The 13910-nt window shown below is 60.0% G+C and carries 14 protein-coding genes; 9 read left to right on the top strand and 5 right to left on the bottom strand.

Features of this window, described 5'->3' with window-relative positions; all coding sequences use genetic code 11:
* Positions 1-145: 145 nt before the first annotated feature.
* The 5 genes from JJ889_RS10490 to tldD all read right to left on the bottom strand — a co-directional run bounded on the left by JJ889_RS10490 (position 146) and on the right by tldD (position 5988).
* The gene (locus JJ889_RS10490; protein ID WP_291894818.1) at positions 146-2251 is read right to left on the bottom strand and encodes a TonB-dependent receptor; all 2106 of its coding nucleotides are present in this window, start codon (positions 2249-2251) and stop codon (positions 146-148) included.
* Positions 2252-2482: 231 nt separating this feature from the next.
* Entirely contained in the window at positions 2483-2962 is a 480-nt protein-coding gene (locus JJ889_RS10485; protein ID WP_291894814.1) for a hypothetical protein, read from the bottom strand.
* Complete coding sequence (locus tag JJ889_RS10480; RefSeq protein ID WP_291894812.1) at positions 2940-3086, bottom strand: hypothetical protein; 147 nt, start codon at positions 3084-3086, stop codon at positions 2940-2942. The genes JJ889_RS10485 and JJ889_RS10480 overlap by 23 nt, the downstream gene beginning before the upstream one ends.
* A 282-nt stretch (positions 3087-3368) precedes the next feature.
* Positions 3369-4451 (bottom strand): hypothetical protein, encoded by a 1083-nt coding sequence (locus JJ889_RS10475; protein ID WP_291894810.1) that lies wholly within the window; start codon positions 4449-4451, stop codon positions 3369-3371.
* 124 nt (positions 4452-4575) lie between these two features.
* Positions 4576-5988 (bottom strand): metalloprotease TldD, encoded by a 1413-nt coding sequence (gene tldD, locus JJ889_RS10470; RefSeq protein WP_291894807.1) that lies wholly within the window; start codon positions 5986-5988, stop codon positions 4576-4578.
* A 402-nt stretch (positions 5989-6390) separates the two neighbouring features.
* Here tldD and coxB point away from each other — a divergent pair, with 402 nt between their 5' ends.
* The 9 genes from coxB (at position 6391) to JJ889_RS10425 (ending at position 13890) form a co-directional block, all read left to right on the top strand.
* The gene (gene coxB / locus JJ889_RS10465) at positions 6391-7266 is read left to right on the top strand and encodes a cytochrome c oxidase subunit II (protein ID WP_291894804.1); all 876 of its coding nucleotides are present in this window, start codon (positions 6391-6393) and stop codon (positions 7264-7266) included.
* A gap of 11 nt (positions 7267-7277) precedes the next feature.
* On the top strand, positions 7278-8912 hold the full coding sequence (ctaD, locus tag JJ889_RS10460; protein ID WP_291894801.1) for a cytochrome c oxidase subunit I: 1635 nt from the start codon (positions 7278-7280) through the stop codon (positions 8910-8912).
* A gap of 7 nt (positions 8913-8919) precedes the next feature.
* Positions 8920-9912: a heme o synthase gene (locus JJ889_RS10455; RefSeq protein WP_291894798.1), complete on the top strand. Its 993-nt coding sequence runs from the start codon at positions 8920-8922 to the stop codon at positions 9910-9912.
* Positions 9912-10184, top strand: coding sequence for a hypothetical protein (locus JJ889_RS10450; RefSeq protein WP_291894793.1), 273 nt, complete (start codon positions 9912-9914; stop codon positions 10182-10184). The genes JJ889_RS10455 and JJ889_RS10450 overlap by 1 nt, the downstream gene beginning before the upstream one ends.
* Positions 10185-10223: 39 nt before the next feature.
* Complete coding sequence (locus tag JJ889_RS10445; RefSeq protein ID WP_291894790.1) at positions 10224-11297, top strand: hypothetical protein; 1074 nt, start codon at positions 10224-10226, stop codon at positions 11295-11297.
* Positions 11294-11860, top strand: coding sequence for a cytochrome c oxidase assembly protein (locus JJ889_RS10440; RefSeq protein ID WP_291894787.1), 567 nt, complete (start codon positions 11294-11296; stop codon positions 11858-11860). Before JJ889_RS10445 ends, JJ889_RS10440 begins: the two co-directional genes overlap by 4 nt.
* 70 nt (positions 11861-11930) lie before the next feature.
* Positions 11931-12782, top strand: a complete 852-nt coding sequence (locus tag JJ889_RS10435; RefSeq protein WP_291894783.1) for a cytochrome c oxidase subunit 3 — start codon at positions 11931-11933, stop codon at positions 12780-12782.
* Positions 12783-12859: 77 nt separating this feature from the next.
* Positions 12860-13156, top strand: a complete 297-nt coding sequence (locus JJ889_RS10430; protein ID WP_291894780.1) for a DUF983 domain-containing protein — start codon at positions 12860-12862, stop codon at positions 13154-13156.
* A gap of 74 nt (positions 13157-13230) precedes the next feature.
* The gene (locus tag JJ889_RS10425) at positions 13231-13890 is read left to right on the top strand and encodes an SURF1 family protein (protein ID WP_291894778.1); all 660 of its coding nucleotides are present in this window, start codon (positions 13231-13233) and stop codon (positions 13888-13890) included.
* Positions 13891-13910: the final 20 nt, after the last annotated feature.

The following is a 13910-nucleotide window of genomic DNA, read 5'->3' as shown; positions in this document are numbered from 1 at the left end:
CTCTCCTCTTGCCGGTGCCAGCTTCAACGCCGCGTGTTCCTTATTTCCCTATTCTCTGAAAGGATTTGTCCCGCTTCAAGACAGGCCTGAACACATCGGCGTGAAAAGGGACGGGTTTCCCCGTCCCTGTGATGAAGCATTTCGGTCAGAATGTGCCGCGTGCGCGGATGTAGAACGTCTTGCCCATGGATTCATTCTGGTACTCGATACGGTCGATAATGCCGTCAGCCCGGGAGCCGTCGTAGAAGACGCGCTCGCGGTCATCGCCATTATTGATGACGCCATCGACACCGGCTCGCAGGGTCAGGCCAAGCCAGCGTGTGGTTTCGACGTAGAGGTCGAGATCACCATCGGTGAAGCCCTGGACACGGTATTCCTGGGCGCGGAAAATCTCGCCATCCGACAGCCAGAAATAATCCCAACCCCAGGCGAACTGACGCTCCGGGAATGTCTGGCGGTAATCGAGGCGTAGCTCCCACATGCGATAGCCTGACCAGTGGCGGTCGACCATTGTCAGAGGGTCTTCGACATTGGTGTCATAGTATTCCAGGAACACGTCGAGGACGGCATTCGAGAGACCCAGATTGTCCAGTGGTGATGTGATGTTCGTCGTCACCCGGAAGTTTGAGCCGTCTCCGATATTGCCGGGTGCGTCGAAGACAGTGCCGTTGGATTCGATCGGCACCCAGCCATCGAGATCCTGGATCGAGTCATAGCCGATCACCAGAGAGAAGGATCCGTCACCAAACCGGCGTTCCCATTCGCCCTCAAGCGTCCACGTGCGCTGGGGCACGTAATCCGGATTGCCGAGCGTGGAGTTGTTGTCGGTCAGGTCCACCTGGCTGGCGAAACGGCCGAAATTCAGCTGGGCCACATCGCGGCGCAGGGTGACGCGGTAGCGGTTCTGATCGTCCTGGCGATAATTCAGCGTAAAGGACGGCTTGGCGTAGGTGAAGGAGCGCGATTGCTCGGCATCACCGGTCTGCTCGATCTCGGAGAATTCGTAACGCAGGCCGCTTTCCAGGCTGATGCGATCGGTGACCGTCCAGGTGTGGTTGGCGAAAAGCTCGGAACGGGTTTCCTCGACCATCGTGTCAGAGACCGGCAGGTCCAGCATGGTCACGGTCGTGCCGTCATCAACTGAAATGGTGAAGTCGGTATCGCGGGAGTTAACCGCCGTCTCGCCACCGAATTCGACGGCATGTCGATCATTGGGGTTGTACGAGAACGTCTGGCGAATAGCCGTTTCCTTGTACTCGCCTTCACCCTCATAGATCGAGGCGCGGTCAAAACCGGTGGTCGGCAGGTAGATGCTGAAGAATTCCGGATTGTTGGTCCATTCCTCGCGGGTCACCAACGCGATCGTCTCGGACGAGAAATTGTCAGAGAAGTCCCGGGAATAGGTCGATGACAGAGACCAGTTGGTGTTCTCATCATCCGCCGAGCTTTCCTCGAAACGCAGATCCGCACCCGTGCCGTCGACAACGTTGGAGCGGTGGTTCCGGCGCCACTCCCAGGTCTGGTAACGCAGGTCCGTCCGCAAGGAAGACGTGTCATTGATGCGCCAGTTCAGCGAGAAGGTCGGGATGAATTCCTGGAAGTGCCGCTGGTCATTGTCCCAGCGTAGCTCGGCCAGGTCCTGTCCACCATTGTCATAGAGGGATTCACGGCGACGGAAGAGATTGCCTTGCCAGCCGCCCTCGAAGCCGAATGTCATCTCTGCCGATCCGACCTGGGTCTTGTAGGAAATCTCGCCACCCGGCCCGATCCGGTGCGATTCAGACAGGCGGGCAACTGCGGCCCAGGAACCGGAATTGCCGGCGCCTTCGCGCAGGATCACATTGACCAGCCGCGGGTTGCCACGCATGTCGTATTGCGGCAGGGCTTCCTGGATCAGTTCGATGCGTTCGACATCGCCGGCATTGATCCGCTGCAGGACGGTCTGCAGGGACAGAGACTTGTTCGAAGGCCGTGCGCCGTTGATCAGCAGATTGCCAAAACTGTCGGCCAGACCGCGGCGCTGCTCATCCCCCCCGGAGAGCGAGAAGCCGGGTACACGCTGGACCATGTCCAGGGCGGTCGACGGTGAAAAGGCTGTGAAAAATGATGGTGCATAGCTCAACACGCCAGCCTGGACCTCGACGACCGTGGCGGCTTCTGTTGCTATGACTTCCTGTTGTGCCCAAGCCATCGGCTGGAAAGCCGAAAGCAGCGCGACCAGTGCTGTCGCGCGCAGATATTTCCCTCGCATGTGTTCCCCGGGTTTGTGCCTGCCCAACTTCCCCGCGTTTCGGGATAGTCGAGGTGGTTGGCCGGAACCATGTAATAATCTGTAAGGTCCATCACCGGGGCGTGAGGAGGGGCTTGTGCGCCCCTCGCTAGCGGACGGCTATCTGATGTAATTCAGCCGCTTAGAATGCTCCGGAGAACGTGATGTAGAACACACCGAAAGATTTGCGCTGTTCATGTTCTACGGCATTGATTATGCCATCGCGCGCGATCCCGTGAAAAATACACGCTCTCGATTGTGGATATTGCCGAACATATGCCGCACGCCCAGACGCGAGGTTACGCCGGCAAGACGTGTCGTTTCCACGAAGGCGTTCAGGCTACGCTCGCCGGAATCAACGGCGCGATATTCGCGGGCCCGGAAGGCTTCGCTGTCCGCATAGGCGCTGAAATCCCAACCCCAGGCCACTTGCCTGACCGGCAAATCCTGACGGAAGTCCATTTGTCCACCCCACTCCCGTGGTCCGCTCCAGCGGCGGGTTTCGCCGGTCAGTGGATCGGTGACTTCGGTATCATTCCAGCTCAGATCGATATCGAGCACGGCATTGCTGAGGCCCATGGCATCCAGTGGCGTTGTCGCGGAGAGCAGCAGGTCGAGCCGGCTGGCATCACCGATATTGCCTGGTGTGTCGAAGACAGATCCATTGCGCTCAGCCGCCAGCCAGCCAGCCATCAAGATCCTGGACATCGCTGTAGCGGGCCGTGAGCGAGATCGAGGCGTCATCTCCGAACCGTCTTTCCCATTCCGCTTCGGCGATCCAGTAGCGCTGGGGCACATTGTCCGGATTGCCCACCACGCTGGTATCATCATTGAGGTCGACGGAACTGGCGAATTTCCCGAACTGCAGCTGGGCGACGTCTCGCAGGACCGAAAAGCGCCAACGCGTGCGGGTATCCTGGCGCCAGGTCAGAATGGCTCCGGGCTTGAGATATTCAAACGAGCGGCTCTGCTCCGCATCGCCGCTCTGGGTGATCTCGGAAAACTCGACGCGCAGCCCGGATTCCAGCTGCAGTGTGTCAGACAGTGTCCAGGTGTGGGTGGTGAAGATTTCCTGGCGATCTTCCTCGACGCGTGTTGCCTAGACGGGAAGGTCGACCTCGGTGACGGTGTTGCCGTCATCGGTGAAGAGGCGCAGATCGCTATCGCGCGAATTCAGGGCCGTCTCGGCGCCAAATTCCAGGCTGTGACGTTCATTCGGATTCCAGGAGACAGTCTGACGCAGTGCCGTTTCCTCGATGTCGTAATCGCCCTCGATCACCGATGCGCCGACAAAGCCGACACCGGCCTGCCATTGATTGAAATGATGTGGACCCTGGCGCTCCCGGTCGCGGCGCACCAGCAGCGTCGTGTTGCTGGACCAGCGGTCGTTGAAACCGCGTTCCAGCGCGATCGGCTCCGAGCCCGGGTCTGCCGGGTCGAAGTCCTGGCGCCAGCGATCCAGATGCCAGACCCAGGCCTCCGCAAAGGCATCGAGGCGCAGGCTGGTGTCAGAGCCCAGCGGCGTGTTCATCGAAAAGGAGGAGCGCAGCGGCGCCCAGACATATTGTTCATTGATGCGGCGCGTTTCCGTCAGCTCACTGCCGCCATTGGAATAGACCTGCTGATCGATCCGGCCGCGATTGCCATACAGTTCGCCATTCAGGCTCATGGTGATTTCTGCCGAGCCGAGCCGGGTGCTCCAGGAGATGTTGCCGCGCGGACCGATCCGGTTGGAGTCGGACCTTTCGAGTGTGAAAGACCAGGCGCCGGAGCTTCCATTGTCTTCCACGACCACATTCGCCAGACGGGCGTGTCCGCGCATATCGAACTGGGGCAGGGCTTCCTGGATGAGCTCGATGCGAGCAACCGAGTCTGCCGGGATCCGCCCCAGCACCGTTTCCAGCGTCAGCGACTTGTTGGACGGGCGTTCGCCATTGATCAGCAGATTGCCGAAACTGTCACCCAGGCCGCGGCGGTCATCATCGCCCGAAGACAGCGCAAAGCCGGGCAGTTGCTGGATCATGTCCAGCGCTGTGACCGGATTAAAACGATCGAAAAAGCCGGTCTCATAGCGGACCACGGCGTCGGTGTTGGAGGGTGCGTCCTGACGGCCCTCGCTGGCTGTTGTCAGGGCGAGGGCGAGAGCGACGGCACTGGTCGCCTGCAAGATGAGATTACGCATGCAGAGTCCAATTCTCCTGAACCCGGGTTACTCCTGTCCCCGGCCTAGAGAGGCGGGGAGTGGGAGCAAAGGGTCAGAAGGGACTTCCTCGGACGAGCCGTGGTTTTCACGCGATGAATGGTGCTTAGCCGGCACCACCAACCGTAAGGCCGGCGATTTTCAACGAGGGTTGGCCGACACCGACCGGGACACCTTGTCCTGCCTTGCCGCAGACGCCGACGCCCGGATCCATTTCGAAATCATCGCCGATCATGGTGATCTGGGTGAGTGCGGTGGGGCCGTCGCCGATCAGGGTTGCGCCCTTGACCGGGGTGTCGATCTTGCCGTCGATGACGCGATAGGCCTCGGTACACTGGAAGACGAACTTGCCGGAGGTGATGTCGACCTGGCCGCCACCGAAATTCACGGCATAGATGCCGTCCTTCAGGCTTTCGACCATTTCGTCACGCTTGTGCTGGCCGGCCAGCATGTAGGTATTGGTCATGCGCGGCAGGGGCGGGTGGGCATAAGACTGGCGGCGACCATTGCCGGTGGGCTTCTGGCCCATAAGGTGGGCATTCATGCGGTCCTGCATATAGCCTGTCAGGATGCCATCCTCGATCAGCACCGTGCGTTCGGTTGGCGTGCCTTCATCATCAATCGTCAGCGAGCCGCGGCGTTCCGCCATGGTGCCGTCATCGATAACGGTGACGCCTGCAGCGGCGACCCGCTCGCCCATGCGGCCAGCAAAGGCGGAAGAACCCTTGCGGTTGAAATCGCCTTCCAGACCGTGACCGACAGCCTCGTGCAGCAGGACGGCAGGCCAGCCTGCGCCCAGAACCACGTCCATGACACCGGCGGGCGCGTCGACGGCGTCCAGGTTGACCCGGGCGATGCGCATGGCTTCGTCGGCGAGGGCCTTCCAGCTGTCCGGCTTGATCCATTCGTCAAACATGGCGCGGCCGCCGGCGCCGGCCGAACCGCTCTCGCGGCGACCATCACGTTCCACGGTCACCGAGACATTGAGGCGGACCAGCGGGCGAATGTCGGACTTGATGTCACCATCCGCGCGAATGACGGAGATCGCCTGGCGCGAGCCGGCGATCGAGGCGCTGACCTGCACCACACTGCCATCCTTGGCCCGGCAATAGGCATCGATTTCCTGCAGCAGGGCCGATTTTACCTCGAAGGTGGGCGATGAGACCGGGTCGACGGCGTCATAGAGCCTGGTGTTCGTTCCCACAGGCGGGGCAGCGAGCGAACCAGCAGCACCGCGCTTGACGGCTGCAGCGGTCTCGGCGGCGCGTTTTACAGCATCCAGCGTGGAGTCAGAAGAGTGCGCAAAGCCGAAGGCCTCTCCCTGGACGCAGCGCAGTCCGAAGCCGCGACTGGAATCGAAGCTGGAGGATTTCAGCCGCCCGTCGTCAAAGACGAGTGCCTCCGAGGTGGCTGTCTCCAGGAAGAGCTCGCCATCATCTGCCCCGGCCATCGTGTTCTCTAGAACAGGCAGGACATCGTCCGCGGTAAAGTCGAATTGTTCGATCGGATCGTTGGACATGGCGGGGCTCGCTTCGCAAATCGGATGTACCAGACATAATGGAGTGCGCCGGGAGTGCAAACAGATCAGCCACATCAGCGGGCCGAGCCGGAACTCGAATCGGAAACTGCGAGCCTCTCGCAAGACGCAGAAAGTGAGACGATTTGGCACAGCACATAGCTCTGGCTGACGGTATAAAGAGTGTCAGTTCTGACTTACGACGGATTGATGTGCAGTCGTGGTTTCGATTCTGCATGGTCAAGGTGTTGATTTTGATGGATTTCATAGCGTCAGCGGGCTGCGGGTGCTAATGATCATCAAAAAATGCCGTTGATGGCCTGACAGCGCTTGCGACCGGCACTATATTCCGCCGCCATCGGCAGGGGCTACCCTGCCTTCACGCCTGACTTGTATGGGGAAGCCATGCGTTTTCTGACCGCATTAGCGCTCACCGCGATCACCTCGGCCAGCGCCTTCGCAACGCCGATCGTCGGACAACCGACCGATGGAGGCCTCGGCTTCCAGCCCGGTGTCACGCCGATCATGGAGCAAGTGAACGATTTCCATAACATCTTGTTGTGGATCATTGTTCCGATCACACTTTTCGTCATGGGCCTGCTCGGCTGGATCATCATTCGCTACAACAAGAAAGCGAATCCGGTGCCGGCGAAGTTCAGCCACAATACGACGCTCGAGGTGATCTGGACGGGTATTCCGGTCCTGATCCTGGTGGTGATTTCCTTCTTCTCCTTCCCGCTGCTCTACCTGCAGGACACGATCCCGAGTGATCCGGATGGCGATATCCCGCCGGCGGAGTTCACCATCAAGGCCGTGGGTTACCAGTGGTACTGGGGTTATGAATATCCTGACCACGGTATCGAGGAATTCACCTCCAACATGGTTGCTGATGAGGATCTGCGTCCGGACCAGCCGCGCAATCTGGCTGTTGACCAGCCGATCGTGATCCCGGTCGACACGACGATCCGCCTGCAAGTCGTCGCTGCCGACGTTATTCACAACTGGGCGATGCCCGCCTTTGGCACCAAGATGGATGCCATTCCGGGCCGCATCAACGAAGCCTGGTTCCACGTCACCCAGGAAGGCACTTACTACGGTCAGTGTTCCGAGCTGTGTGGTGTGCGTCACGCCTTCATGCCGATCGAAGTGCATGCCGTGAGCCGTGATGTTTTCGACCGCTGGGTCGCCATGGTTGCCGAGGACCCGTACTCCGCGGAAGCCTATCAACTGATCGCTGACAATGTCGCAGAGCGCGAAACGCGCCTGGCGCAACTGGACTAAGGGGCTGTACGATGTCTGCAAACGCTGCAACACACGACGATCACACGCCCAGCATGTGGAGCTGGAAGCGCTGGGTCTATTCCACCAACCACAAGGACATCGGTACGATGTACCTGCTCTTCGCGATCTTCGCGGGGGTCATCGGTGGTGCGATGTCCGGCCTGATCCGCTGGGAGCTGGCGGAGCCGGGTCTCCAGGTCTTCACCGGTGAAGACACTGGCTGGGGTGCGCTGTTCGGTAACGAGCACAATTATAACGTTGTCACGACCATGCACGGTCTGATCATGATCTTCTTCATGGTCATGCCCGCAATGGTCGGCGGTTTTGGTAACTGGTTCGTGCCGCTGATGATCGGCGCGCCGGACATGGCCTTCCCGCGCATGAACAATATTTCCTTCTGGCTCCTGCCTGCGGCCTTTTTCCTGGCCTTCATTTCCCTTTTCGTACCGGGCTCCGGTGCGGGTGACGGATTTGGCGGTGGCTGGGTGATCTATCCGCCGCTCTCGACAACAGGCCACCCCGGGCCAGCCATGGATCTCCTGATCCTGTCGCTGCACGTTGCCGGTGTGTCCTCGATCCTGGGTGCCATCAACTTCATCACCACGATCTTCAATATGCGTGCGCCGGGCATGACCCTGCACAAGATGCCGCTGTTCGTCTGGTCGATGCTGGTGACGGTCTTCCTGCTGCTTCTCTCCCTGCCGGTTCTCGCTGGCGCGCTGACCATGCTGCTGACCGACCGTAATTTCGGCACGGCCTTCTTCGATCCGGCCGGTGGTGGTGATCCGGTGATGTTCCAGCACCTGTTCTGGTTCTTCGGTCACCCGGAAGTCTACATCCTGATCCTGCCCGGTTTCGGCATCGTCTCGCACATCGTCTCGACCTTCTCCAAGAAGCCGGTCTTCGGTTATCTGGGCATGGCCTACGCGATGGTTGCGATCGGTTTCATCGGCTTCATCGTGTGGGCGCACCACATGTACACCGTTGGCATGCCGGTTGATCTGAAGGCCTATTTCGTGGCGGCCACCATGGTCATTGCGGTTCCGACAGGCATCAAGATCTTCTCCTGGATTGCGACGATGTGGGGCGGTTCCATCGAGTTCCGCACACCGATGCTGTGGGCGATCGGCTTCATCTTCCTGTTCACCGTTGGTGGTGTGACGGGCGTGGTGCTGGCCAATGCCGGTATCGACCAGTCGCTGCACGACACCTATTACGTGGTCGCGCACTTCCACTACGTGCTGTCCCTGGGTGCGGTCTTCGCGATCTTCGCGGGCTGGTACTACTGGTACGAGAAGATCTTTGGCGTGAAGTACAATTCCTTCCTGGCTCGCGCCCAGTTCTGGTTCTTCTTCATCGGTGCGAACGTGATCTTCTTCCCGCAGCACTTCCTGGGTCTGCAGGGCATGCCGCGTCGCTATGTCGATTATCCGGATGCCTTCGAGCAGTGGAACTGGGTATCGTCCATGGGTTACGTCATCATGGCCATCGGCATGCTGCTCTTCTTCGTGGTTCTGATCGAGTCGATCATTTCCCGTCGCAAGGCGGACGCCAATCCGTGGGGCGAAGGTGCGACGACGCTCGAGTGGACGCTGTCCTCTCCGCCGCCTTTCCACCAGTTCAACGAGCTGCCGAAAATCAAGTAGGTAGATCTTGGACCACTCGACGAACTCAAGCGTTCATCGCGCAGAGGGCGAGGCTGTTTCAACAGCCTCGCCCCGCGACTATTTTGACCTGATGAAACCCAGGGTGATGACGCTTGTCGTCTTCACAGCCTTTGCGGGTCTCATCGCAGCGCCGACGGATGTCGATCCTTTCCTGGCGCTGATCTCGATTGTGTCCCTGGCCATCGGGGCGGGCGCGGCTGGCGCGCTCAACATGGCTTATGACGCCGATATCGATGCCACCATGAAGCGCACGCAGAAGCGCCCGGTGCCGCGCGGTGCGGTGTCCATCTCCAATGCCTATGGCATGGGCCTGGTGGCTTCCATCCTGTCTGTGCTGATGATGGCCCTGGCGGCCAATTATCTGGCGGCCGGCCTGCTGGCCTTCTCGATCTTCTTCTACGCCGTCATCTACACGATGATCCTCAAGCGCTCGACGCCGCAGAATATCGTCATTGGTGGTGCGGCCGGTGCCTTCCCGCCGATGATCGGCTGGGTGATTGCGACCGGTGAGATCTCGCTGGATGCGGTGATCCTGTTCATGATCATCTTCCTGTGGACGCCGCCGCATTCCTGGGCCCTGGCCCTGTACAAGTCCGGCGACTATGCCGAGGCCAATGTACCGATGATGCCGGTCGCCAAGGGCGCCAAGTCCACCCGCCTGCAGATCCTGCTCTATTCGATTGTTCTGGTCGTTTTTGCCGGAGCGCCGGTGCTGACGGGCCTGGGCGGGCTGGTCTATGCAGCGACATCGCTTGGCGGTGGCGCGCTTTTCCTGCTTCTGGCCTGGCGTATCTATAATTCCCGGGCCGGCGAGGCCGGTTCCGCTGAAGACGGCGCGCTCTATGCCGTTCGCGCCGGCGACAAGGCCGCCCGCGACCTGTTCGCTTTCTCGATCGGCTATCTGACGGTCCTTTTTGCCGCATTGATTGTTGAGCACGCATTTGATGCTTATTGGGCAGTTCCCGGAGTAAACTTGTAATGGCCCCCGAAAACGGTTCCGACACGACTGGTGACAACGCGAATGACGAGACTGCCCCGGAGCGTCTCGACAGTTCCGGTGCGCCAGCCAGCGAGAATTTCGGGTTCCATCACCGCGAAGGCCAGCCTTCCGGCGAGAGTGTCAGCCTGACCGAGGAACAACTCGCCGCGCGCAAGAAGCGCAATATCGCCATCGCCTGGAGCCTGATTGGCTTCATGGTTGTGGTTTTCCTTGTCACCGTCACCCGGTTGAGCCAAAACGTAGCCAGCTGACGCTGGACGTTGTGAGTTCCCCGTCGGCGCGGGGGCAAGGTGAGCATTCAAGACATCAACAATCAGATTGCCGACCGGTTTGAACCGCTGGATCGCAAGTATTGGGTGATCGGCCTGTGCTTGCTGGTGGGGCTCAATTGGGCCGGCGCGCAGCTTTGGTATGGCCTGACCCTGCTGGCTCAGTCGCGTTCAATCAGCGTTGACGTCGTCGCGCTTTTCGCAGGATTGCGACGACTGGTCGATCATCAGGCTTTTGAGCCGCTTCTGATCCTGTTTTTGCAGGGTATTGCGTCTTTCTGGCTGACAGAGGCCGGGCCGACCATACGCCGAGGCCTGGTAGTGAGCGCAGCGGCGATTTTGCTCGTCATACTTACTCGTTGGCTGGGAGATGTTGCTCTCTATAGCGGGACCGGCTTCTCCGGCCATGCCTACCTTCTTTGTGATCTGTTGGCGTTGTTCGCGGTCTGCTGGCCGACGGTCCTTAAGTTCCGCGTTCTGTCGCGTATGAAGGCGGTGCGCCCCAGTCTCGCTGCCTGGTGGGAAATCTGTTTCATCGCAATTCTGGTCCTGCCGGGCCTGATTCAGGCTGTAAAAAATCTGACTGCTATACTGCTGAGCGAGCAGGGCTTCTCGGTCGTACACGGGGGCGAATCTCATGCCGTGCTGGGCACCGCAGTCATGGTCAGCTGGTATTTCTGGTTTGATCGGATGTGGCGGGTTCGTTTCAATCGCGTGCTGGTGACCCTGCATCTGGGCGCTGCACTCGTCGGACCGCTGACGCTGGCCTTCTTTGGGATGGGTAGGGATGTAACCTCGATCTGGCGTTACATGCAGGGCGACGACTTGCGGGCCCAGCCGACCAGTCAGTTGGACCTGGATTATTCCGCCTTGCAGGCGATGAACGAGCACGTCGCGCTCTTCCAGATGATCGCCATCGCCCTATTTGGAGTGGTATTACTCGAAGCGATGGTCAGGAAAATGATGGGCGGAACGGTTCAGACCTATGATGCGGCAACAGCACGCAGGCTGCGCCGCTATGCCGCTCTTGTATTGTTGGCCGGACTCCTGTTTATGGGCGAGAATTTTCTCGTTTATTTCGTGCTGAGCTTATGATCCGCCTTCCGCAAGACAAGAACACCCGTGTTGCCGTGATGGCTGCCTTTGGCGCCCTGACCATGGTGGGCGCTGCCTTTGCAGCGGTGCCGCTGTATGACCTGTTCTGCCGCGTGACGGGTTATGGCGGCACGACGCAGGTGGCCGTGGGCGAGGCCGGCGAAATCCTCGAGCGTGAAGTCACGGTCTATTTCGACGCCAATACCGAGCGTGACATGCCGTGGACGTTCGAGCCGCTGCAGCGTTCGCTGACCGTGCGTGTGGGCGAGAGCGGGCTGGCCTATTACCGCGCGACGAATACGTCGGACCAGCCGGTCACCGGTATCGCTTCCTATAATGTTTCGCCCTACAAGGCCGCGCTGTATTTTTCCAAGATCCAGTGTTTCTGTTTCACCGAGCAGACGCTGGAGCCGGGCGAGAGCATGGATATGCCGGTATTGTTCTTTGTCGATCCGCTGATCGATGACGAGCGCCGCATGGACGATGTGAGCGCCTTCACCCTCTCTTACACCTTCTTTGAAACCGATGGTGCTGCTTCCGCTTCCAGCGACGCCGCGCCTTAGCATTGAACCTTTCGCCGTGTCCGGGTATCACCGGGCCAAGTGGCTGATTTGATATCGCAGGAGATTCGCGATGGCTGGGCAGGCTGTTAAGCACGACTACCACCTTGTGGACCCGTCCCCGTGGCCGTTCTTCGGCTCGTTGGGCGCCTTTTTGCTGGCCGTTGGTGCGGTCGCCTGGATGAAGGGACTTGTCGGTGCCGAGCACCCGCTGGCCTTCTTCTACGGTCCGAACGCCTCTGCAGGCTTCTTCATTGGCCTGCTCATCGTGCTGATCACGATGTTCGGCTGGTGGGCAGATGTCATCAAGGAATCGCGTGCGGGTGACCACACGCCGGTTGTCGATATCCACCTGCGCTACGGCATGATCATGTTCATCGCTTCCGAAGTGATGTTCTTCGTTGCGTGGTTCTGGGCCTTTTTCGAATACGCGATCTTCCACGAGGTGCGTCTTGATCCGGGCCTCGCGACCTGGCCGCCGGCCGGTGTCGAGACTTTCGATCCGTGGCACATCCCGCTGATGAACACGCTCATCCTGCTGCTCTCCGGCACCACCGTGACCTGGGCGCACCACGCGCTGCAGCACGATGACCGCAAAGGCGCCAAGCTGGGTCTGTTGTTCACGGTAATCCTGGGCCTCTGCTTCACCGCACTGCAGGTCTACGAGTACCAGGAAGCCCACTTCGCCTTCTCCATGGCGGATGGCGGCAACCTCTATGGTTCCACCTTCTACATGGCGACCGGTTTCCACGGTGCACACGTCATCATCGGTACCATCTTCCTCGCCGTCTGCCTGTTGCGCCTGATGGCCGGGCATTTCACGCCGGAGAAGCATTTCGGTCTCGAGGCCGCTGCCTGGTACTGGCACTTCGTCGACGTGGTCTGGCTCTTCCTGTTCGCCTTTGTCTACGTCGTCTACCAGTAAGGCGAGACTGCATGGACAATCCCTCTCCGTTTGCGACCGGCTTTCACTGCCGTTGTCCAAAATGCGGAGAGGGTTCCATGTTCAACGGACTGCTCAAGATAGCGCCGCGGTGTGATGCCTGCGGCGTTTCTTTTGAGGATGCCGATGTCGGTGATGGCGCATCGGTTTTTGCCCTCTTCATTGTCGGCTTTCTTGCGATGGTGGTTTTCCTGCTCGTCGCCGTCGCCTTCAACCATCCACCCATCTGGGTGCATTTGCTGATCCAGCTCCCGATGATCCCGATCGCCACGATCGCCTGCATCCGCCCGCTCAAGGGGGTGCTCTTTGCATTGCAGTTCAAGCACGATGCCCAGGAAGCACGCCTGGACGACTGACGGCTGTTGGTGGGACATTCCCGCGACATCCTAGCGACTGGTGTTTCCTGCCAAGGCGGATTAGACCGGCACTCATGACACCGACCCGTTTTCCCATCTGGCTGACTGTTTTCACGATCGCCTCTCTCGCAATCCTGCTGAGCCTCGGCACCTGGCAGTTGCAACGCATGGCCTGGAAGAGCGCGCTGATCGACCAGTATGAGGCGCGAGGCGAGGCGGACAGTTTCCAGGCGGCGGTCTGCGCGCTGGGTGACAGCCAGTTCAGCCCGCGCGTATCGGGGCCGGCGCCGCTTTCCGGACAGGAATTGCGCCTCTATGCCCTGCGCGGCCAGCCCGGCTGGGTGCGCCTGGGCAGTTTGCGGGTTGCTGACTGCGAGACCGGCGAACAGCGTTCTGTCCTCATCGAGAGCGCTTTCGAAACCCTGGAGGGCGAGCGTGTCTCCCGTCCCCGCGTCTGGCGGGCAGAGCCTGCGGTCACTGCAGGACTGTTCACACCTGGCAACGAAGCAGATACCAATCAGTGGTATAGCTTTGACCGGATCGAAATGGCGCGTGCCCTGGATATCGATCCGGACCAGCTCCTGCCGGTCTGGATCCGTGAGGACAGTGGCATGCCGGCGAGCCTCAGTCAGACGCCTCCCTCCAAACATTTTGGATATGCGCTGACCTGGTTCGGACTGGCCCTCGCGCTGATGGCGGTCTACGCCGCGATGCTGTTCAAGCGTCGCCAATAAGCCCGCTTCGGCGGAACATG

The organism is Maricaulis sp. (assembly GCF_017643475.1).
Lineage (GTDB): Bacteria > Pseudomonadota > Alphaproteobacteria > Caulobacterales > Maricaulaceae > Maricaulis.
The sequence above is the reverse complement of the archived record's forward strand: the minus strand, read 5'-3'. Positions and strand labels throughout refer to the sequence as shown.

Excerpts from the sequence above, each read along its gene's own strand:
- tldD (WP_291894807.1), bottom strand. The coding sequence starts at position 5,988 with ATGTCCAACGATCCGATCGAACAATTCGACTTTACCGCGGACGATGTC.
- coxB (WP_291894804.1), top strand. The coding sequence starts at position 6,391 with ATGCGTTTTCTGACCGCATTAGCGCTCACCGCGATCACCTCGGCCAGC.
- JJ889_RS10440 (WP_291894787.1), top strand. The coding sequence starts at position 11,294 with ATGATCCGCCTTCCGCAAGACAAGAACACCCGTGTTGCCGTGATGGCT.
- JJ889_RS10450 (WP_291894793.1), top strand. The coding sequence starts at position 9,912 with ATGGCCCCCGAAAACGGTTCCGACACGACTGGTGACAACGCGAATGAC.
- JJ889_RS10425 (WP_291894778.1), top strand. The coding sequence starts at position 13,231 with ATGACACCGACCCGTTTTCCCATCTGGCTGACTGTTTTCACGATCGCC.
- JJ889_RS10475 (WP_291894810.1), bottom strand. The coding sequence starts at position 4,451 with ATGCGTAATCTCATCTTGCAGGCGACCAGTGCCGTCGCTCTCGCCCTC.
- JJ889_RS10485 (WP_291894814.1), bottom strand. The coding sequence starts at position 2,962 with ATGGCTGGCTGGCTGGCGGCTGAGCGCAATGGATCTGTCTTCGACACA.
- ctaD (WP_291894801.1), top strand. The coding sequence starts at position 7,278 with ATGTCTGCAAACGCTGCAACACACGACGATCACACGCCCAGCATGTGG.
- JJ889_RS10430 (WP_291894780.1), top strand. The coding sequence starts at position 12,860 with ATGTTCAACGGACTGCTCAAGATAGCGCCGCGGTGTGATGCCTGCGGC.
- JJ889_RS10435 (WP_291894783.1), top strand. The coding sequence starts at position 11,931 with ATGGCTGGGCAGGCTGTTAAGCACGACTACCACCTTGTGGACCCGTCC.
- JJ889_RS10490 (WP_291894818.1), bottom strand. The coding sequence starts at position 2,251 with ATGCGAGGGAAATATCTGCGCGCGACAGCACTGGTCGCGCTGCTTTCG.